Annotated in this window: 21 protein-coding genes; 11 read left to right on the top strand and 10 right to left on the bottom strand. The window is 56.9% G+C overall.

The annotated features are described in order from the left end of the window. Positions 1-11: 11 nt before the first annotated feature. The 6 genes from EDC27_RS06180 to EDC27_RS06155 form a co-directional block, all read right to left on the bottom strand. Entirely contained in the window at positions 12-743 is a 732-nt protein-coding gene (locus EDC27_RS06180) for an ABC transporter ATP-binding protein (RefSeq protein ID WP_123289755.1), read from the bottom strand. A gap of 123 nt (positions 744-866) precedes the next feature. Beyond that, complete coding sequence (locus tag EDC27_RS06175; RefSeq protein ID WP_123289754.1) at positions 867-1,682, bottom strand: ABC transporter ATP-binding protein; 816 nt, start codon at positions 1,680-1,682, stop codon at positions 867-869. A gap of 3 nt (positions 1,683-1,685) precedes the next feature. Next, positions 1,686-2,669, bottom strand: coding sequence for a branched-chain amino acid ABC transporter permease (locus EDC27_RS06170; protein ID WP_123289753.1), 984 nt, complete (start codon positions 2,667-2,669; stop codon positions 1,686-1,688). A gap of 5 nt (positions 2,670-2,674) precedes the next feature. Further along, positions 2,675-3,577 carry a branched-chain amino acid ABC transporter permease gene (locus EDC27_RS06165; protein WP_123289752.1) on the bottom strand — a complete coding sequence of 301 codons (903 nt, stop codon included), beginning with the start codon at positions 3,575-3,577 and terminating at the stop codon, positions 2,675-2,677. 98 nt (positions 3,578-3,675) lie between these two features. Further along, positions 3,676-4,857 carry an ABC transporter substrate-binding protein gene (locus EDC27_RS06160; protein ID WP_211334793.1) on the bottom strand — a complete coding sequence of 394 codons (1,182 nt, stop codon included), beginning with the start codon at positions 4,855-4,857 and terminating at the stop codon, positions 3,676-3,678. Positions 4,858-5,187: 330 nt separating this feature from the next. Continuing rightward, entirely contained in the window at positions 5,188-5,718 is a 531-nt protein-coding gene (locus EDC27_RS06155) for an FKBP-type peptidyl-prolyl cis-trans isomerase (protein ID WP_123289751.1), read from the bottom strand. A 454-nt stretch (positions 5,719-6,172) separates the two neighbouring features. On the opposite strand from EDC27_RS06155, the gene pgeF reads away from it, so the two are divergent. Genes pgeF through EDC27_RS06140 form a run of 3 tightly spaced genes read left to right on the top strand, consistent with a single transcriptional unit; the run spans position 6,173 to position 8,821 of the window. Further along, positions 6,173-6,982 (top strand): peptidoglycan editing factor PgeF, encoded by an 810-nt coding sequence (gene pgeF, locus EDC27_RS06150; RefSeq protein WP_211334792.1) that lies wholly within the window; start codon positions 6,173-6,175, stop codon positions 6,980-6,982. Between the two features lie 16 nt (positions 6,983-6,998). Continuing rightward, positions 6,999-7,871 (top strand): dihydroorotate dehydrogenase electron transfer subunit, encoded by an 873-nt coding sequence (locus EDC27_RS06145; protein WP_148045694.1) that lies wholly within the window; start codon positions 6,999-7,001, stop codon positions 7,869-7,871. Continuing rightward, positions 7,817-8,821, top strand: a complete 1,005-nt coding sequence (locus tag EDC27_RS06140; protein WP_123289749.1) for a dihydroorotate dehydrogenase — start codon at positions 7,817-7,819, stop codon at positions 8,819-8,821. The genes EDC27_RS06145 and EDC27_RS06140 overlap by 55 nt, the downstream gene beginning before the upstream one ends. Before the next feature lie 167 nt (positions 8,822-8,988). On the opposite strand, the gene EDC27_RS06135 is transcribed toward EDC27_RS06140, so the two are convergent. After that, positions 8,989-9,612 carry a flavodoxin family protein gene (locus EDC27_RS06135; protein ID WP_123289748.1) on the bottom strand — a complete coding sequence of 208 codons (624 nt, stop codon included), beginning with the start codon at positions 9,610-9,612 and terminating at the stop codon, positions 8,989-8,991. A gap of 689 nt (positions 9,613-10,301) precedes the next feature. On the opposite strand from EDC27_RS06135, the gene EDC27_RS06125 reads away from it, so the two are divergent. The 3 genes from EDC27_RS06125 (at position 10,302) to EDC27_RS15970 (ending at position 11,345) form a co-directional block, all read left to right on the top strand. Beyond that, positions 10,302-10,607 carry a hypothetical protein gene (locus EDC27_RS06125; RefSeq protein ID WP_123289746.1) on the top strand — a complete coding sequence of 102 codons (306 nt, stop codon included), beginning with the start codon at positions 10,302-10,304 and terminating at the stop codon, positions 10,605-10,607. A gap of 68 nt (positions 10,608-10,675) precedes the next feature. Further along, positions 10,676-10,990, top strand: a complete 315-nt coding sequence (locus tag EDC27_RS06120) for a hypothetical protein (protein WP_123289745.1) — start codon at positions 10,676-10,678, stop codon at positions 10,988-10,990. 208 nt (positions 10,991-11,198) lie between these two features. Further along, a complete protein-coding gene (locus tag EDC27_RS15970; protein ID WP_170161642.1) occupies positions 11,199-11,345 on the top strand; it encodes a hypothetical protein in 147 nt (48 codons plus the stop codon). A 389-nt stretch (positions 11,346-11,734) separates the two neighbouring features. Here EDC27_RS15970 and EDC27_RS06110 read toward each other — a convergent pair whose 3' ends face one another. The 3 genes from EDC27_RS06110 to EDC27_RS06100 all read right to left on the bottom strand — a co-directional run bounded on the left by EDC27_RS06110 (position 11,735) and on the right by EDC27_RS06100 (position 15,650). Beyond that, on the bottom strand, positions 11,735-12,505 hold the full coding sequence (locus EDC27_RS06110) for a GGDEF domain-containing protein (protein WP_211334791.1): 771 nt from the start codon (positions 12,503-12,505) through the stop codon (positions 11,735-11,737). A gap of 151 nt (positions 12,506-12,656) precedes the next feature. Continuing rightward, complete coding sequence (locus EDC27_RS06105) at positions 12,657-13,814, bottom strand: oxidoreductase (RefSeq protein WP_123289743.1); 1,158 nt, start codon at positions 13,812-13,814, stop codon at positions 12,657-12,659. Between the two features lie 135 nt (positions 13,815-13,949). Further along, complete coding sequence (locus EDC27_RS06100; RefSeq protein WP_123289742.1) at positions 13,950-15,650, bottom strand: acyl-CoA dehydrogenase family protein; 1,701 nt, start codon at positions 15,648-15,650, stop codon at positions 13,950-13,952. 203 nt (positions 15,651-15,853) lie between these two features. Here EDC27_RS06100 and EDC27_RS06095 point away from each other — a divergent pair, with 203 nt between their 5' ends. From EDC27_RS06095 to EDC27_RS06075, 5 genes are all read left to right on the top strand, one after another. Further along, the gene (locus EDC27_RS06095) at positions 15,854-16,987 is read left to right on the top strand and encodes an ABC transporter substrate-binding protein (protein WP_211334825.1); all 1,134 of its coding nucleotides are present in this window, start codon (positions 15,854-15,856) and stop codon (positions 16,985-16,987) included. A 268-nt stretch (positions 16,988-17,255) separates the two neighbouring features. Next, positions 17,256-18,185 (top strand): branched-chain amino acid ABC transporter permease, encoded by a 930-nt coding sequence (locus EDC27_RS06090; RefSeq protein WP_342778635.1) that lies wholly within the window; start codon positions 17,256-17,258, stop codon positions 18,183-18,185. Between the two features lie 15 nt (positions 18,186-18,200). Beyond that, complete coding sequence (locus EDC27_RS06085) at positions 18,201-19,223, top strand: branched-chain amino acid ABC transporter permease (RefSeq protein ID WP_123289739.1); 1,023 nt, start codon at positions 18,201-18,203, stop codon at positions 19,221-19,223. Beyond that, on the top strand, positions 19,224-20,000 hold the full coding sequence (locus EDC27_RS06080; protein ID WP_123289738.1) for an ABC transporter ATP-binding protein: 777 nt from the start codon (positions 19,224-19,226) through the stop codon (positions 19,998-20,000). Then, the gene (locus tag EDC27_RS06075; protein WP_123289737.1) at positions 19,993-20,712 is read left to right on the top strand and encodes an ABC transporter ATP-binding protein; all 720 of its coding nucleotides are present in this window, start codon (positions 19,993-19,995) and stop codon (positions 20,710-20,712) included. Before EDC27_RS06080 ends, EDC27_RS06075 begins: the two co-directional genes overlap by 8 nt. Positions 20,713-20,721 lie beyond the last annotated feature (9 nt).

The following is a 20,721-nucleotide window of genomic DNA, read 5'->3' as shown; positions in this document are numbered from 1 at the left end:
GGGCCGTCTTTCTAGGCTTCCCAAATATCTTTAGCCCCTTTACCCAAGTAGGCCCTTTGGACTTCGCGATGGGCCAAAAGGTCTCGGCCGTCTCCTTGGAGAACGATTTTTCCGGTCTCCAGAACATAGCCTCGATCCGCAATCTGCAAGGCCGCACGTGCATTTTGTTCGATGAGCAAAATGGTGCGCCCTTCGGCTCGCAGTTTCACAATGATGTCGAAGATCTCCCGGACGATCAAGGGAGCCAGACCCATGGACGGCTCATCCAGAAGAAGATACCGAGGCCGTGCCATGAGAGCTCGACAAATAGCCAGCATCTGTTGTTCTCCGCCGCTCAGCGTCCCGGCCAGCTGGTGCCGCCTCTGGCGAAGCACGGGGAATCGGTCCAGCAGTCGATCCATATCACGGCGGATCCCATGGCCATCTTTGCGATGCACGAAAGCGCCCATCTCCAGGTTGGCTTCCACGCTCAAGGTGGCGAAAATTTGGCGCCCTTCGGGCACCAGCGAAATTCCTTTTCGCACGATGGCTTCTGACGGAAGCCGCGTCAAGTCCGCGTCTTCAAAAAGCACGGCACCCTTGGCCGGTTTCAAAAGCCCGCAGATACAATGAACCAACGTGGTCTTTCCCGCTCCGTTGGCTCCGATGATGGCCACGATTTCTCCGGGGCGTACGTGGAGGGACACCCCCTTGAGGGCGTGAATGTTTCCGTAGTAAGCGTGAAGGCTCTTGACCGTCAGCACTGCAGCTTTTCCCTTTCAAAAACGGCTCGTGACCGCAGTGAATCCTCTAACATCCTTATGCCAACGAGCAGTATGCCCTCACAAAGCCCAGGCTCACAGATCATGATGCGCCGCCAAGAATCGCTACCCAAGCTCGCCGGCTCCGTTTCCCCAATCTTCTCCTAGATAGGCCTGAATGACGCTTGGATTGTCCTTGATTTCTTCTGGGGTACCTGAGGCCAGCACCTGTCCGAAATGGAGCACGAGAATCCGGTCGGAAATATCCATAACCAAGTTCATGTCGTGTTCCACAAGCACCACCGTCACCCCTTTGTGCTGAATCCTTCGAAGCAGTTCCCCCAACTCTTCCGTTTCCCGCGTATTCAGGCCGCCGGCAGGTTCATCCAGAAGAATCATCAGGGGGTCTGTGGCCAAGGCTCGCGCGATTTCCAAAATTTTTTGCTTGCCCAAAGGCAACGCCCCCGCCGGAAGGTCCCGTGCGTCCTGAAGCCCTGCAAAGGCCAGCCAGGCTTCGGCATCCTCTCGAATTCTGGCTTCTTCCCTGCGCATGAAAGCCAACCGAAACCCTGCCGCCCAAAACCCCGCGCGAGTTCGCGCATGGCGTCCCACCATGACGTTTTCCCAGACGCTCATGTGCGGAAACAAAGCCACGTGCTGAAAGGTGCGCGACAAACCTCGCCGGGCAATCTCATGCGGCGGTTTCCCTTGAATGGATTCTCCTCGAAAGATCACGGCGCCTGAAGTCGGCTTCAAAAGGCCACTGATACAATTGAGCAGCGTGGTCTTTCCCGCTCCGTTGGGCCCGATAATGGATTGAATGATGCCTCGGGAAATGTGAGCCTTCACCCCTTTCAGGGCCACCACACCGCCGAAGTGCATGTGCACGTCATGGAGTTCCAGAATGGGTGCCGAGGATGAAAAAAAGGCCTTTTCGCTCATGGGTCATGAGCCCCCGTCGGAAGGGGTTTCACGAATGTTGTGTCTACGGTCCACAATCCCTTGCAGCCAAACCACCAAGCCTTGAGGCACAAACAGGGCGATGAGCAAGAGAAGGCCGCCATAGACCAAGATTTCAAAGTCGGCAAAAACTTGAAGCCATTCGTTGCCCACGAATGTCAGGAACACCGTGCCGACCAGGGCTCCCCAAAGGCTTTGCATGCCGCCGACCACCACCATGAGAACAAATCGAATGGACCACATCAAATCGAAGGATCCCGGAGAAAGAAAGGACACATAGTGGGCATAGAGGCTTCCCGCCATGGAGGCCAAAACGGCACTGTAGATGAACACTTGCACTTTCAGCGTCGAGACGGGAACGCCCATGGCTTCCGCGGCTTTTTCATCATCGTGAATGGCCCGCAAAGCTCTCCCAATGCGCGAATGCAGTACGTGGCGAGAAAATAAAAAAACGAGAAGGGCCAAGCCCCAGACCAGATAAAACCAGGCCACATCTCCCGTCAATTTTCGGCCCGCGATGGTCAGACTCGGAATGCCGCCAAACCCCGAGGGCCCTCCCGTCCAGTCCACCTCTTCGTTGATGATGATATGAACAATGACCCCAAAACCCAACGTGGCCATGGCCAGGTAGTGCCCTTTGAGGCGCAGTGCCGGCTTTCCCACAAGCCACGCCACGGCGGCGGCGGCCAAAGCTCCGACCAGCAACGCCCCCCAAGGGTTCCAATGAAAGTGCACGGTGAGGATTCCGGAGCCGTAGGCCCCTATGCCAAAAAAGGCAGCTTGGGCCAATGAGATTTGGCCGGCAAAGCCCATGAGAAGACTCAAGCCAATGGTCACCACGCAGAAAATACCGGCAAAAATCATGACGTCGGTGTAATGGGAAAAGGACCGGGACACGCCGGCGAGCCATGGAAACGCGGCGAGGAAAACCGTTAAAGCCAAAAAGGCGGCCCTTTCCCGAGAAATCATGGCGCTCAGAACCTCTTCAACCCGGCAGCTTCTTTGCTTCCAAACAGGCCTTCAGGTTTAAAGAACAAGGCCGATAGTAGCAGAACAAGCGCCACCGCATCTTTATACCCGGAAGAGAGATAGCCGGCACAAAACGATTCGGACAGTCCCAGAACAATGCCCGCCACCAAAGCCCCGGAGAACTGCCCCAGCCCTCCAAGAACGGCGGCGCCAAACCCCTTGAGCCCAAGCAGGGCGCCGCGATCGTATTCCATCAAGGTGATGGGGCAGATGACCGCGCCCGCCACCGCCCCCACGGTGGCACTCAATGCGAAAGACAGTAGCACCATGGTGCGCACGGGAATGCCCACCAGTCTTGCCGCACTGGGGTTGTCGGCGCAGGCCAGCATAGCTTTTCCGTAAAAGGATTTGCGAAAAAACAACGTCAGCGCCGCCACCACCACCGCACTGATGCCCAGCACCCAAAGGGCCTGCGGTTGAACGGCCACGCCCTGCCAGAGAAAGACCCCCCCTCGGCTGAACGCCGGAAGCCGGTACGGATCTTTGCCCCAGGCAAGCATGGCTCCACCTTTCAGAAGAATGGAAAAAGCGATGGTGACAATAATCATGGAAAGAACCGTGGCATGGCGCGCTCGACGGATGACATATCGTTCCAAAAGAAGCCCCACAACGCCCACCGTCACCACGGCACTCAGCACCGCCAGCACCAAGGGCAAGCCGCAGGTCTGGTAATAGAAAACCCCAAACAAACCGCCGAGCATGACGAATTCACCTTGGGCAAAGTTGATGATTTCCGTCACGTTGTAAATGATGTTGTACCCGATAGCCACCAGAGCATAGATGGCCCCGATGGTCACACCACTCAGCGCGTATTGAAGCCACGCAGCTCCGAAAAATTCCCCCCCCATGACGTCACGTGTCCTTGATACCGTATTCCTTCAAAAAAGCCGGCGTGCCCTTTGACCGCACGGGTCGGCACGCCGGCTTTAAACCCCATTGGATGCTCTTACCAGGGAGCCAGGGCCCAATCGCCGTTTTTCACCACAACCATCTCCAAGTCGTCCTTACTCAGTCCGTTATGGTCCTGCGGTGAAAAGTTAAAAATACCGTGCTGGCCCACAAACCCTTTGGTGTTTTCCAGAAAATCTCGAATCTTTGCCGAATCTGGCCCCACGGCCTTTAAAGCCGCGACGGCCAGGTGCAGAGCATCCCACGCGTGGCCACCAAAGGAAGAGACCGGTTCCTTGTATTTCTTTTCATAGGCCTCGGTGTAAGCCATGATGACCTTCTTTTGCGGATGAGAGTCCGGGAGAAGGGGGCCCACATTGACCCGGGCCAGCGGCAGCAATACGCCTTCCGCCGCAGCGCCGGCCAGTTCCAGGTTCTTGCGGCTTCCAAATCCATGGCTTTGAAACAGGGGAATGTTTTCCATTTTCAAGTCTCGCCATCCCGTGACGGCCAACACTTGAGTGGGCCCGACAGACCAGTTGACAATGGCTTCCACCTTGGCTTCACGCATTTTGGTCAATTGCGCCGTCAAGTCTGTATCCTTGGGGCCGTACCGTTCGTCGGCGAGCACCGTGATGCCATATTCGGGGGCAAGACGCAAGAGCTCCTCGCGACCGCTGGCACCAAACCCCGTGGAGGCGGTCATGATGCCGATTTTGCTGATCCCCTTCGCTTTCATGTAATCGTACATCTTACCCACCACGTGTTTGTCGGACCCGGCAACCTTAAATACCCAATGGCGCTCTGCCACCGGCTCCACAATCTTGTAACTGGCTGCGCAGGAAATGAGGGGCACTCGAGCCGCCTCCGCAATGGGGGCCACGGCCAGACTGGCATCACTTTGCGTCGGCCCGATGATCACCGGCACTTGATCCGTTTTGATAAGCCTCTTGACGGCCAGAATGCTTTTGGTGGCATCGCTTTCGTCGTCGTAAATGATAAGTTCCAAAGGATGGCCGTTGATGCCGCCTTGGCTGTTGATTTCATCCCGTATCATTTCCGCCGTCTTCTTTTCCGGCTCCCCAAGAAAGGACGCCGTTCCCGTAATGGCAAAGACGGCCCCGACCTTGTACGGCTCCTTTGCCGCCAGGACCGCCTTTGGCTGGCACATGCCGGCGCTCCACCCCCACATCACCATCACGGCCAAGACACCCCACACCCAACGTCGCTTTGCCTTCATCCCTTGATCCTCCCTGTGCCCAGAGTGACAAAAAAAGGGCCGTGGGAACATCCCACGGCCCTGACAATAAAGCCGTGGGCAAACCCTGAATAGCGGTCTGCCCACGGCCCATTTGACGCCACGTCACCGGCACCGACAGGCAGACCGCCTGGGGTAGCCGTAGCCGTTGTCATAAACGTATGGCCGAAAAGCCTGAAAAATCATTGGCACCCTTTGCTTCACAAGACCTCCATCTCGCCTTTCAATGCCCTCCCTCGCTCGTTTACATGGCGGCACGGTTCCCTGTCAAGCCGAAACTCTTGACCGAGGTTGCGAAAAACCAGTGTTTCTTCACTGCCTCTCAGGATGTTGACTCATGCTCGGGTTTGTTGGGGAAAACTGCAGATGCCCTCCGCCCGCACATGACGGACGCAATTCGGCCTTGGATGCTTCACAAATGTCTTTAATCTCAATATCAAACTCGGCATATGTGCCCGCCCCAGGACGATTGAAGTCGGCCACGACCACATCGTCTCGAAGTTCCCGCACAAGGAATTCCACGAGACAGCGGTTGCGCATCTCTCGATACACCTTCCCCGGTTTGAGCCGCTCAGGTTTGTAGTCGCTGCGGGGCAATTCTCGGACCAATTCTTCATCGTACGGCCCAAAGATTTCTTCAGGAGGCACATAAACTGAAAGGCGATCGCCAACTCTTTTGTTCATGAGGGCCGCTTCCACGGAAGGGTATTGCACATCGACGCCGTAAACAAAGGTGCAGGTTCCTGGCGGTGCTTCGGTCACGGTTCCGTCCGGCGCCGTGGTTTTCAAGCGAAAGGCAATGGTCACTTTCATGCACGGTTTAACTTGTGGGATGTCGTTCATGATTCTTCAGGCTCCTTTGTGTCCACAAAAAATTCAAACGGCTCGAATTGAAATCACCTCTTTATTAAGACGCCTCGATGCGGATGTCTAGAAAACCAAACCAATAGGTCCGCCCTGTTCTCGATCCAAACTCTTGCATGCCAGGTGACTCCAGAGGCCTCGTCAGTCTGTTCGACACAGAAGCACTGCGGCCTCCGGCATGGCCATGTCATTTTGTCACGCCCGCGCACGCGGGAGTCCGTAGCGGCTTCAAAATGTCGATTCCCTCCTTCTCGCCTACACCAGCATAAACCCTATGGTGCTGGCGACACAGCTTTGTTATGGCTCATCGGCCGTGCTCGGACGAGCTCCTGCGGGCGCCCTGATCCAACGCATGGTTTTTTTCTTGAGTTCGCCTCATATGTGCTATACGGATGGGCCTGACGAAGAAGGCTTGAGGTACGTTCCCCGACCCATGCACATTTGGCCAATGACGCAACCCAAAAGCCCATTAAACCCTTTCGTGTGGCCTCAACTTCAGGCAATCCCCGGACTTGCCCATGGAGTCTTTACTCGGCATGGCGGCGTGAGCCATCCCCCTTATGCAACGCTCAACGAGGCCTTTGGCAACGGTGACAGCCCGGACGCCGTGGCGGAAAACCTCAAAAGGATCGCCTCGTGGCTCGATGTGAATCTTCTGGTCACCACGCCTCAGGTGCATGGAACCCAAGTGGTGGTCGTGGACGAAGCGTTCTTCAATGCGTGGCCACAAAAAACGGCCAAAGGGTTTTCCCTCGTCGTTGGCCCGCAGGCCGACGCCATGGTCACCGATTGTGTGGGCGTGGGCCTTTTGATCAAGATCGCCGACTGCCAGGCGGTTTTTCTTATAGATCCTGTTCGCCGCGTGGTGGCCAATGTGCATTGCGGTTGGAGGGGAAGCGTTCAAAACATTCTGGCACAAACCGTTCACGTCATGCAGACCCGATTTGGAACCCACCCCAAAGACCTTGTGGCCACCATCAGCCCGTCTCTGGGACCCTGCTGTGCGGAGTTTCGCCACTTTAGGCATGAGATTCCCCAAGATCTTTGGAGATTTCAGGTTCGTCCGACTTACTTCGACTTTTGGTCCATGAGTCGGCATCAACTTACGGCGTGCGGGGTACGCATGGAAAACATTCACACGGCACAGATCTGCACGGTGTGTCATCGAGACATCTATTTCAGTTACCGCGGGGAAAAAACCAAAGGCCGCATGGCGGCGGTCATTGGACTGGCGTCCCTTTAGGGAAAAGAGCTCGCACGTGCCAAGGGTTCAGGAAAAAGCCAAAATTCTCGAAAGTCACAAGGAAGCCGAAGGCACTTACCGGCTCGTGCTTTATGCACCGAAAATCGTGCCCACTGCACGCCCTGGTCAGTTTGTCATGGTCCGCGTCGCCTCCGAAGGTGCCGATCCTCTGCTGGCCCGCCCCTTTTCCTTTCATCGCCTGCACAAGGAGGATGGGCTGTGTGAAATCCTTTTGAGAGTCGTCGGCGCAGGAACACGGCTTCTATCGCAACGCCAACCGGGAAGCTCTGTGGATGTGGTGGGACCTCTGGGCCGCGGTTTCACGGCCCCGACACGTTCCGATGAAACGGTGGTTTTTGTGGCCGGTGGTATCGGAATCGCTCCCCTTCGAGCGCTCCTGGACCATCTGCTGGCCACGACCCATAAGGGCCATCCGGAACGCCTTCACCTTTATTATGGGGCTCGATCGGCCAGTGAACTCATCGCCTTGCATGACCTCAAGCGAGCCGGTGTTGTCTCGGTGGTCAGCACAGACGACGGGTCGGCAGGGGAACGTGGCACGGTGCTGGACGCCGTGCAGAAGAGGTGGAACGCGTCTTCTCAAATGCCGAATCGGCTCTACGCGTGCGGGTCTTTGCCCATGCAGGTGAATCTGGCCCGGTGGGTTCGAAGGAGAGATATCTGGGTGGAAATGTCTTTGGAATCCATGATGGCCTGCGGCATCGGAGCCTGCTTGGGCTGTGCTCTGCCCGCCGTGGACCCCGAAGACCCTCAGGCACAACGCTACCTTCATGTGTGCCAAGACGGCCCTGTTCTGGACCCGAAAAGGATACGATGGGACAAAGTGCAACCCCTCATAGCTCGGCCCCTGATCTCCGCGTCTCTCTAGGGCCTTTGCATCTGGCCAATCCGGTGCTGACGGCGTCGGGAACATTCGGTTACGGACTGGAATTTTCCGATTTCCTGGACCTGTCTCGTCTGGGAGGGATCGTCGTCAAAGGCATTTCCCTCAAACCCCGCCCGGGCAATCCACCGCCACGACTCGCCGAAACCCCTTGCGGCATGCTCAATGCCATCGGCTTGGAAAACGTGGGTGTGGAGCGGTTCCTCAGGGACAAATTGCCGCCCCTTCGGCAGCGTGGCGCCGTGATCATCGTCAATATCCTGGGGAACACCGTGGAAGAATACGCCGAACTGGCCAGTGTGCTTTCCGGAGTTTCCGGAATCGCCGCCTTGGAAATCAATATCAGTTGTCCCAACGTGAAAAGAGGTGGCATGGCCTTTGGCACCGACCCTCACATGGCGGCTCAGGTGGTGGCCGCCGTGCGCGCCCGCACGTCCCTGCCGCTCATTACGAAACTCAGCCCCAACGTCACCTCCATTGCGGAGATTGCGCGCGCCGCGCACGATGCCGGATCGGATATTCTTTCCTGCATCAACACGGTTTCGGCTATGGCCGTGGATCCCTTCAGCCGGCGTCCCAAATTGGCCAACATTGTGGGAGGGCTTTCAGGGCCGGCCATCAAGCCCATCGCCCTGCGCTGCGTCTACGAAACCGTGCGGGCCGTTTCCTGCCCCGTCATCGGCATCGGAGGCATTCAAACGGCCATGGATGCTCTGGAATTTCTCGTGGTGGGAGCTTCGGCCGTTCAGGTGGGCACCGCCAATTTGGTCCACCCCCGAGCGAGTCTGCACATTCTTGAAGGAATCGAAAAGTTCTGCCGCCACCAGGGTATTGGCGCCATCACCGACTACATCGGCACCCTGGACACGGCCTGCCGCTTTCCCTTTGCCGATGAGTCCTGCAGCGTTGAACCGCCTGCTCGAGAGCCGGTCTAAGACGCCCCTTTCACCGCTCGTCCAAAAAGACAGCCTGTGCAGGGGCAGCGGGCGCCGCAAGACTTTATCGCGCCTTGCGAAGCCCGGACAACTCATGCCGTGAAAGATTCCCTTCAAGACGCTTCCGAGATCGCTGCCGATCTTAAGGCCCTCAGAACAGTGAGCTCTTAGACGGCGCCGTCGGCCTCAACCGGTCCATCAGTCAAGGAACGGGCAAAGCGCTCTCCCTCCGCACGGCACTGGCTCAGCCATCTCAAATCCTTTTCCACGTCCTTCTTTCCCTCCAACTCCCTCAGACACAACTCGCCCACCATATGTCCACCAAGAGCGTCCATGAAATAGGTAAACGTCAAACGGGCACAGTCAAAAAGCTTTTTCCCTCGAGTGGCTGCGGCGCTGAGCAAGAACCCTTTCTTGCCTTCTTTGGACGCGGCGGGACCCGATGGAGGATGGGCTTTTGCGCTCAGGCTTTTTTTCATGAACAGGGCTTGGCTGCGATCGATGAGAAGCTTCACTTGGCCGGTGAGATTGTAAAAATAGACCGGGGAAGCCAAAACAATCCCTTGCGCTGCTTCCAGCAGGGGATACACATTTTGCATGTCATCCTTGACCACACATTGGCCCGTCTCGTCGCATCCTCCGCATCCGAGACAGCCTTGCATCGCAAGTTTTCTTACGTAAATCGGGCTGACCAGAGCGCCTTCCTGCCGCGCTCCTTCCAAGAAAGCATCCAGCATTTTGTCCGTGTTTCCTCCCGCCCGCGGCGATCCGTAAATACCCACGATACGCATGGACTCTTCCTTTCTTGCCCTGCGCCGGCAAGCGATGATGCCGCTCTTGCGCGATGGTCTTTGAGCACGCTGCCATGTGCCTCAGGGGCTTTCCTCTGGCACACGGCCGCCCTGTAAAGGTTTTCAAGACCCCTTATAGATTATGGCACGTTGCGCTTCCAGTGCTTTGCGCCATTGGAAATCGGGAAGTGGCCACAAGGCCTTTCAAACGCCCCCAGCAGGCCGGCCCATGGATCCTCCGGACAAGTGCGCTGCGCGTTCCGCCACCATCTCGCCCCAAGCCTTGAGGGCTGAGTGGGAATTGGAGAGCGTCACCGCGTTTTGTTCCGTTTGCCTGAAATCAATAAGGTCGTCAAGAAGTCGGAGAGCACAGCTGTTCTTGTTCGCCAAGCGAGTTTTCTATAGGATGCAGCTGAAACATCCAGCTTTCTTTATTTTATGGATCCTGGCGGTCACCTTTGCGGAAGCTCAATTTGTCGGTGGTCCTATCGCGGCCGGAAACCGAGTTTTTGGCGCAGCACGTTCGGCGTCGTCATCACAGAATGATCTCCAAGGAAAGCTTTTGGCGTTGGGCATCTGGATGCTATGTCTTTTCATGGCGCTGGGCGTTTCACCCACGGCTGTGGAGAAGCGACTGACCAAAGTGCGGACACAAGAAGCCTGAAGGGCCATCTAGAAAGGATGCGGTCATGGGACGTAAGAAAAAGCGCATCGTGTGGTCTTGGAAGCCGGAAACGGGCGAACTGGCATGGGAGTATATCAAGGCAGGTGTGCCCATGGCATCCAGCAAAGGTCTTATGCCGGTGCGGCAAGCGCTCGCCGATCTCATGGATATGGTGAGTGACATGGACGATGCTGGCGACGAGGTGGAGGCCCACAGGGTCATGGAAGAATGGGTGGAGATGGCCTGGAGCCTTCGGGACCAGGTGGATGAGGAGCTTCGAGACGCCATCGAGGAGGCCTGCCACGAATGGTGGAACGCCGACGAGGAATAATCGCTGTACGGTTTCCATAGCATGCGACCGTGCGTCTTGTGCTCCTCTGGCAAAGGACGGTCGGGCTCATGAGGGCCACATGTGTCTCTTCCGACCCAGTGGTTCTGGAAACGGTCAACACGTCGGCGCCCTGCGAGATTTCGGGGGAGATTCCGGTTGCGGCCGTCAAGGGGAATCCCCCGGCAGATCCCTGGCACGCGCACCTCGTGGCACTCTTTTCGGAGGTGTCGTTGGACCTCTTGGATCGGTTCCTGAGGCAGCACGGCATTCGAGCCGAGCAGGCTCCATGGTGCTATCGGAACTGTGTAAAGCCCACCGACGCCAGGCCTGCCGTTGAGGAGTGGTTGCGTAAGCGCGAAGAGTTGGAAGAATCTTTTGCGTAGCGCCCTGGCGTGCCTCGAAACGCTCCCGGCAAGCCTTCAGCCTGCATGGAGTTTCGGTGGCGGCAGGGCGCTTATGCTTCGCGACGCACATCGGCTCAGTTAGAGTGTCGATCTTTTATTCCATGATGTTCCATACTTAAATTTTTTATTTCCACGGTTGAACGATGCCATTGCCGCCCTCACAACGGATGATGACGAGCCGTCTTCTTTGTTTAAGCTTCGATTAGCGGACGAAAAGACCGACGTCATCGTGGCACCCACGTTAGCCAATCCGGGCTGGGAAGAGTGGTCCTTTGAACGACGCATTCTATACGGGGAAACGCCCATGGGCATCGCGGCCAAAAAGATCTTCTAGTGCGCATCGGACCTGAAAGTGCAGGGCGTGTTGGAGGACGACTTCGCGGGCGTTACAGCCTTACGGGAAATCTTTTTGGCCAAGACGGACAGTGGCCGATTGCGTCTGAATTTGCTCGAAAGGAATTTTGTGAAACTGGCCAAAAACCAGATTGCCTTGCTACCCCCGGGTCTGGCAATGCTCTCAAACGCCTAGCGAAGAGTCGAGTTTTTCTCTGCCGGTGCGGAACAGGCGAGGGCCCATCACTGCACGCCTGCGGGCTGCAAAGAACGTATGGGGTGGCCTTGGGCACCGACGCGCCGAACCCTTGGACGGGAGCAAAACCCTTCCCATCGCTCAAGGATTTCCGGGCATTTTCTGCTCACGTGGCATGCATCACCCACAACGCCTCATCCTTCAAGGCTCACCCGGTTTCGGCCTTCATTCTTGCTTCGATAAAGCTGCTGGTCGGCCCGGTCCACGACGGCCTCGGCGGTTTCGCCCGGGCGGGAGATGGCGCCTCCGATGGAAACGGTCACCGCGATCTGTTTCCCCTGGTGATCGAGCCAGCTCTTTTCAACGAGCATGCGCAGGCGTTCCGCCACAGCGCGCAACCCGTCGGTGGAAGTGTTGCGGCACAGAACCACGAATTCCTCCCCACCCCATCGGCAGGCGGCATCCAGGCCTCTGACGGAACCGTCTAGCACGGCCGCCACCATCCTGAGCACTTTGTCGCCCACGCCGTGGCCCCAGGTGTCATTGACGGCTTTAAAATGGTCGATATCCACCATGAGAACGCCGTAGGGGACGCCGTGTTCCTTTGCATTCTTTTCGCATTCCTGAAGGCACATCTCGGCATAGCGGCGATTGCCCACACCGGTGAGTGGGTCTCTGAGCACCTCCTTTCGAAGCTTCTGAAGCTCATGGAGAACATTGATTTTTTCGAAAGCGGGGCGGAAAGTTTCCACGGCTCCCTGGATGTGGCCGGCGGGATCTCGCAGGGCCGTGGCACGCACATGCACAGGAACTCGGTGCCCCAGCTTGTGGTGCAGGTAAACTTGAGCCTCGTGCATTCGGCCGTCCTGGACCACGGCCTCCAGCGGGCAGCCGTCCAGGCACAGTTCCCGCCCTGCGGCGTCCACGTGCCTCAGGATGTTATCGGCGCAGGACCTTCCCAGCACCTCCTGGGCGGTGTAACCACTGATGCGCTCCCCCCCTTGTTCCAGAAAGTGATTCGTCGGGCCGTGTCCACAAAATAGACGCCGTCGGCCATGACATCCAAAAGACGATGGTAAAACTCCTCATCCATGACCTTTCTCCGTGTTCCCGCGCTCATGCCTCCATGTCCCGTTGGACTTCATCCGGCGATTCGTTGCACCGGGCGAGAAACGCCTCTCTCTTTTCCTTGGGCCACTGGGAACATAGGGCGGGCTTTCCTTTCATGACCCGCTTCATGCACAGCGAACAGGTTGGTTCGCATCGCACGATGGAGTCCGCCACTTCACCCTTGGCTTTCCTGGGCCAGAGAGGATCGGCAAAAAGGATGCGGGCCAGCCCGATGAGGTCCGCCTTGCCTTCCGTGAGAATGCTTTCGGCCGTCTGCGGATCCTGAATGCGCCCGGCGGTAATGATGGGAGTGCTGGGGACGGCCTTTTTGATTCGGGCGGCAAAATCGACCATGTACCCCTGCCTCTTTTCTCTGGCGAGATAGTCCGGCAGGAAAAAGGAATCGTAGGTTCCGGCCATGACGGAAAGATAGGCCACCCGCCGCTTCTCCAGTTCCACGGCGTAAACGGATGTCTCCTCCAGGCCGAGTCCATCTGGAAGGCACTCATCGGCCAGAAACCGATAGCCCACCGGAAAGCCGGCACCCACGGCATCCTGAACCGCTTCCACCACCTCCAGGGGATAGCGCATGCGGCTCTCCAGCGGTCCTCCGTAGGCGTCCCGGCGCTGGTTGGTCCGCGGCGACAGAAACTGCACCAGCAGGTATCCTGTACCGCCGTGAATCTCCACCACATCGAATCCAGCGTCCCGCAGTCTTCGACCTGCGGCCGCATAGGCTTGGCGGATGGTTTCCATATCCCTTTCGTCCATCTCTTTGGGCACGACCTCACCCGTTCGAAAAGGCGACGGCGCTAAGCGCTCTGGCGTGTAAGCAAATCGGCCCGCGTGGTTAATCTGGGCCGCCGCCACAGCTCCTTCACCCTTAATGATTCGGGCCAGTTGTTCCAAGCCCGGCAGGTAGCGATCGTCGTCGGCACGGAGCATATATGGACTTCCCAAGCCCGTTACATGAACCGCGATGTTTTCCACCACGATCATGGCCGCCCCCGATCGCGCCATTTCCCGGTAATGATCCAGAAGGAGCGGGGTGACCGTGCCGTCGGCACCTGCGTAACCGGCAAAAAGGGGAGCCATGGTGATCCGATTGGCAAGGGTAAAGCCTTTTAACACGATGGGGGAGAAAAGCCTTGGGTAGCGTGTCATGGGGCGTCTCCTTTTGTCGGCAATCGCAGGTTAGCACGGAAAAGGAAAGACATGCTTTTCCTTGACCGGCAGGTTTCTCGAGGTCATGGCATCCTGGATGGCCACAACGTACTCGCCTTCCTTTCCCGTTATTCGTCATCTGTTCATTTCATAGGCACCTTTGAGCGCATAGATGTGGTCGTTCCAGACGGTCGCAAACCGGGCCGAATCCACGTGAGGCTTGCGGATCATCTTCTGGCACAAATCCATCTGTTCGGGCGTACTGCTGGGTTTGGAGTAGATCTCCAGGGCGAACTTGGAAAAATCGCGGACCATGACATCAAAGATCTGATCCACGAGGTTCTTGTCCACATTGTCCATGGCGGCCTCTTCCAGAATGAGCTGGCCGTAAGCCACGAGTGTAAAAAGTTCTCCGAGACTTAACAGAAAGTCGATGTCGCGGCTCTGCTCCTTGCTGGGCGGGGCCGCCATAAGGAATCGCTTAAACGCCTCGATTTGTTCCTTGAAGACGGCCAGGTTGGGCAGATCCATGCTGTCGTAGGCGATGCGGTAGTCGTGGAAGAGCACTTGACTGAGACCACCCGTGGGGCCCTGGTTGAAGAGGAAATCATCGTTCGCCGCATCGTCCCGTTTAGGGATATGCGGAAACGGTGCCGGGTTGAAAAGGAAGTTTTTCATGAATTTGACCACCAAAGCCATGTTCACATGCACGGTTCCTTCCAGCTTGGGAAGGGCGCGGATTTCCCGAGCGGCCATTTCGAAGTAGACGTCCTTTTCAAAGCCGCGGGCCGCAATCACGTCCCATAGCAGGTTGATCACGTGCTCGCCTTCGGTGGTCACTTTCATCTTCACCATGGGGTTGTAGAGCAGGTAGCGGCGGTCTTCCCGGGACGCGGATCGCATATAATCGATGGCGCGAGTGGAAAAGAGCTTCATGGCGGCCAGCCGTGCATAGGCGTCCACGAAAAGTTGCCGAATGTGAGGGAAATCGCTCACCCACTTACCGTAGAGATTTCGGTTGGCGGCGTGCGTGATGGCTTCATAGAAAGCGTGGGTGCAAATGCCGATGGAGGCCCACCCCAGATTGAACTTACCCACATTGACCGTGTTCAGGGCTGCGTCCCAGGCCGCCTGGCCCGTGGACAGGATGTCGTCTTCGGTCACCGGATAGCCGTTCAGGGCGTATTCGGCCACGAACCCCTGCCAAGCCACCACGTTTTGAATGCACTCGTAAGCTTCATGGCGGGAATCTACAGCAAAAAAAACGTACTCACCGGTTTCGCTGTTTTTGCCAAAAGTGGAGACCATGGCGGCTTCATTGCCGTTGCCGATGTAATATTTGCCACCGTCGGCCACGTAACGCCCATTGCCCAACGGGGTCAACGCCATTTCGGTGGAATAGAGGTCCGCGCCGTGCGCCCGTTCCGACAGGCCAAAGGCGAAGATGTGGCCTTCCTTCAGGAGCTGTGCCGCCTTCTTTTTGGCCGTCTCATTGGCGCTCATCCAGATAGGGCCCAGCCCCAAAATGGTCACCTGCCAGGTGTACCAGTAAGGCAGGCCGTAGAAGCCCAGAATTTCATTCATGTCGCAGATGCGCCGCGTATCCCAGCGATAGACCGGGTCGCCTCCGCCGTAGCCCGAGGGAGTCAGAAGCGGGGCAAAGATTTCGTTTTCCTTAACGAACTGCAGAAAGTCCTTGTACCAGACCTGCTTGTGATAGTCTTCCTTAAGCTTGGCCTTTCCTTTCGCTTCAAAAAACTCGATGGTCTTGTGCATGATCTCCTGCGACCGCGAATCTAGATAACCGTAGCTTTCCTTTTTAGGGTGGAGCAGCATGAGCTTTGACTCCTTTCATGAACCTTGGCGCTGGTGTACCAATTCTTTTTACGTAAAGCTTCGTGATTGAAAGCGCATGTGAGCCTGTGCTATGAAAGCCCCATTTTGACCCAAATGTGATGTGCCATAAACCCTTTCACTTTTCAAGCCAGGGAGGAAAAGCCATGTCCCAAAGAAAACCCTTGACTGTTTTCTTGATCCTCATGGCCGTCCTAGTTTGCGCACCTGGGGTGTGGGCCGTGGACACCATCAAGATCGGTTTCAACATTCCTCTGACCGGGGACATTCCCAAGGTGGGCGAAGGATCCAAATATGCCGCGGAGATTCTTCTGGCGGAAGTGAACGGGGCAGGTGGCATCAAGGTCGGGGACAAGACCTACATGTTGCAATTCATTTACGAGGACAACGAATCCAAGGCGGAGTCGGCCACAGCCGCGGCCTTGAAGCTTATCACGCAGGACCAGGTGCTGGCCGTCATCGGCCCTCAAGCCAGCAAGCAGGCCATTCCCGCGGGAGAAGTCTGCAACTCCTACAAAACACCCATGATTTCCCCTTGGTCCACTAACCCTCAGACCACCACAGATCGACCCTATGTGTTTCGTGCCTGTTTCCTGGATCCATTTCAAGGCCCTGTAGCGGCCAAGTTCGCCTCGGAAGAATTCCAGGCGAAAAAAGCTGCGGTCCTTTACGACATCGCCAGCGATTATCCCATGGGGCTTGCGCAATACTTCAAGGAAGCCTTTGAAAAGATTCATGGTCCCGGTAGCGTCGTGGCCTTTGAAACCTTCACCACCAAGGACCGCGACTTCAGTGCTCAGCTGACCAACATCGTCAAGTCCGGTGCCGATGTGCTCTTTACCCCGCAATACTACGACGAAGTGCCGCTCATCGTTAAACAGGCCCATCAGCTGGGCTGGAAAAAACCCATTATGGGCAGTGACAGCTGGGGGTCGGCGGAACTGATGAAACTGTGCGGCGACGACTGCAAGGGTCTTTTCTTCACAACCCACTATGCGGCGGCCGGAGCCAAGGGGGCCACGAAAGAGTTCATCGATAAATACAATGCCAAGTACGGGTATGTTCCGGACGATGTGGCGGCACTCACCTGGGATGCCATTCGGCTGCTGATTCAAGCCATTCAAAACACGGGTGGATTGACCGGAAATCTGGACAAAGACCGGGAAAAAGTAAAGAACGCCTTGGCCCAGATTAAGGACTTTGACGGGATCACCGGCAAGATGACCTTCACGCCTGAGGGGGATCCTATCAAGTGCGCGGTGGTGGTGAAGATCAGTGACACGGGTGAGTTCGAATTTTTCAAGTCTGTGTGCCCCTAAATTCGAAGCCCGCCCGGGGCTTCAAGGAACCCCAGAGGGACGAGACTTTTGCCTTTTCATGAGGGCATGAATTTCTGCTGCTTCGAAAGTGAAAGGCAAAGAGGCTCCGCGGCCTTTCGCAGACCCGCGGTTCAACGGCACCATTAAAAGGAGCGCCGCCAGGGCCGCATGGCCTCGCGGCGCTCCTTTAAAAATGAAGGCTTGATGGGGACGGCAAGACGTTCACCGAAAAGGGTCCAACCATAACTTTTAACGAAAAACGGAACGAATAGTGGATCTACTGCTGCAAAACATTCTCAACGCCTTACAATGGGGAAGTTTTTACGCCCTCATCGCTCTTGGCTACACTCTGGTCTACGGCGTTCTGCTCCTGATCAACTTCGCCCACGGGGACATCTTCATGGTGGGAGCCTACATTGGCTTCTTCGTCGCCAATTTCCTTTTAGGCGCCTATGCCTTCAAGCTTCCCACAGCCCTATCCCCACCTTTGGTTTTCGCCCTCACCATTGTGGCCACCATGGCTTTGACCGCCCTCGTGGGCGTGACCTTGGAAAGGGTGGCCTATCGACCTCTGCGCCGTCGAGGGGCTCCGCGCCTCTACGTGGTCATCACCGCCCTCATGTGCGGCCTGCTCTTGGAAAACGGCAACTTGGCCCTCTTGGGCGCCAGCCGACGCAGTTTTCCCACGCTGATTCCGGCCACCGTCTATGACGTCGGTGGCGTGCTGGTCACCAATGTCAAGCTCCTGGTCATCCTCGCCACGATCTTGGTCTTTTTCTTTCTGGAAACCGTCGTGCGAAAGACTAAACTGGGCATGGCCATGCGGGCCGTCTCCTATGACCGCATGGCCGTGCCTCTCATGGGCATTCCTGTGGACCGGGTCATCGTGTTCACCTTTATTCTGGGATCTTCCATGGCGGCTTTGGGGGGCGTCCTTTTCGCTTCGGCCTATCCGGTCCTGGAACCCTACATGGGAGCGCTCATCGGTTGGAAAGCCTTTATCGCCGCCGTCATCGGCGGCATCGGTGAAATTCGAGGCGCCTTTGTGGGCGGATTTCTTCTCGGCTTTGTAGAAATTTTCGTGGCCGCCCTTTTTCCATCCACCCTGCGGGATCTCATTGCCTTCAGCACTCTTTTGGTCTTCTTGAGCTTTCGACCCACGGGCATTTTCGGGGTCGCTCGAGCCACCAAGATCTGAGGGCAGGACAAGAGCATGCGACGCTTCCTAGGATTCTGGCTCTACGTCATTTTTTCTCTCGTGCTTCTCTGGATCTGTCAGGCTCGATGGCTCACACCCTATGTGCAACTCGTCGTGATGTTCATCGGCATCAACATCATCCTGTCCAGCTCCTTGAACCTGATCAACGGATACATGGGGGAATTCTCCTGCGGGCATGCAGGATTTATGGCCGTCGGCGCCTATGTGGCCTCCATCCTCAACGTGTGGCTGTTTACCTCGCACAAGGTTTTTGGGCCCGCATTGCTTTCGCCCTCGGCGGCCGTGTACCTCTTTCCGGTGACGCTTTTTGCCGGAGGCGTGGCGGCAGCTCTGGCGGGTCTTTTGGTGGCGTTTCCGTCCTTTCGCACCCGAGGCGACTATCTTGCCATCATCACCTTGGCGGTCAATTACATCGTCAAGAGTTCCGTGGAAAACATTCAAGCCATCGGCGGTGCCAGAGGCTTTATGGGCATGCGCAAAGTCATCGAAGGCATGGAAGCGGTGTGGAACATCCCTTGGGTCATGCTGTGGATTCTGGTTTGCACGGGACTTACCGTGTGGGTGCTGCACCGTTTTGTGTCTTCATCCTACGGCAAGGGTATCGTGGCGATTCGAGACGATGAAATCGCCGCCGAAATCATGGGCGTGAACACGCGGCGTATGAAGCTCATGGCCTTCATGCTTTCTTCCGGTCTTGCCGGAATTGCCGGAGGCCTTTTTGCGCATATTTTGGGCTATATCAACCCTGGGACCTTTACCATCATGAAATCGACGGAAGTCATGGTCATGGTCTATCTGGGGGGGATGGGATCCCTGAGCGGGTCGGTCTTGAGCGCCGTGGCCTTTACCCTGATCTTGGAATTGCTGCGACCGCTACAGGTCATCAAATGGGTGGTGATTCCGCTTCTGCTCATCCTGCTCATGCTGCTGCGGCCCGAAGGCTTCCTTGGAAACCGAGAACTCACGGACGTCTTTCCCAGGCTTCGTCGCTGGTTTGCCGCGGGAAAGGAGGCCTAGATGGCGCTCCTTGTCATTCGAAAACTCACCCACTACTTCGGTGGCCTGCGAGCCGTGGCCAATTTCAACCTCAGCGTGCAGGGCGGAGAGCTTTTGGGTCTGATCGGCCCCAACGGCGCAGGAAAGACTACCGTATTCAATTTGGTGTGCGGGTTTTACAAGCCGACGGAAGGACAGATTCTTTTTCAGGACAAAGACATCGCGGGACTAAGACCGCACGCGGTCACCGCCATGGGCATCGCCCGCACCTTTCAAAACATTCGGCTCTGGAACACCCTCTCCGTTTTTGACAACCTGTGCATCGCCCAACACTTCCGCCTCGGCTATGGGCTGCTGGACACCATCCTGCGCACGGGCCGCTACATGCGGCGCGAACGCGCCGTGCGGCGCACTGCCGAAGAACTTTTGGAAATCATGGGGCTGCGCCATTACGCTCAGGAACAACCCAGCAACTTGCCCTACGGCCTGCAGCGGCGCCTGGAAATCGCTCGAGCTCTGGCCACCCAGCCCAAACTCCTGCTTCTGGATGAACCGGCCGCGGGCATGAACCCAGGCGAAATCCAACAACTGGTGGAAACCATTCGTTGGATTCGCCAGTCGTTTCAACTGACCATCTGGCTCATCGAACACCACATGCGGGTGGTCATGAGCGTCTGCGAACGCGTGCAGGTGCTGGATTTTGGAGAAACCATCGCGGATGGATCCCCTGAAGACATTCGGCGCAACCCTCGTGTGATTCAGGCCTATCTTGGGAGTGAAGAGCTGAGCCATGCTTGAAGTCAAAGACCTGCACGTGCGCTACGGCAACATTCAAGCCCTGCACGGCATTTCTTTCACTGTGCGTGAGGGGGAAATGGTGGCCTTGCTGGGCGCCAACGGCGCCGGCAAGACGACAACGCTATGCAGCATCATGCGGTTGCCGCCCCCGGAAGGGCCCGTGGTGACGAAAGGAACGGTGCGATTTCGCAGCACGAACCTCCTGCATGTGCCGCCCCACGAGGTAGTGGCCAAGCACGGCATCGGCCTGGTGCCGGAAGGACGCCACATTTTCGGCAACCTGACCGTGATGGAAAATCTTCGCATCGCCACCTACGCTCGAAAAGATACAGGGGCCATCGCCAAAGACATGGATCGAGTGTTTGGCCTGTTTCCTCGACTGGCTGACCGAAAAAACCAGAGGGCAGACACACTGAGCGGCGGAGAACAGCAGATGCTGGCCATGGGCCGAGCCTTCATGTCCGGTGTGCGCTGGATTCTCCTGGATGAGCCGTCCATGGGGCTCTCGCCACTGCTCATGCAGGAACTGTTTCGGGTCCTTAAGGAACTCAATGAGACAGGCACCACCATTCTCGTGGTGGAACAAAACGCGCACCTCGCTTTGCGCTACGCTCACCGTGCCTACGTCTTGGAAACGGGGCGCATCGTGATGGAAGGCCCGGCTCGGGAGCTAGCTCAAGATCCTGAAATCAAAAAAGCCTATCTGGGCTGACATCCAGGA

The sequence above is a fragment of the Desulfosoma caldarium genome, assembly GCF_003751385.1.
GTDB classification, from domain to species: Bacteria; Desulfobacterota; Syntrophobacteria; order Syntrophobacterales; family DSM-9756; genus Desulfosoma; species Desulfosoma caldarium.
The sequence above is the reverse complement of the archived record's forward strand: the minus strand, read 5'-3'. Positions and strand labels throughout refer to the sequence as shown.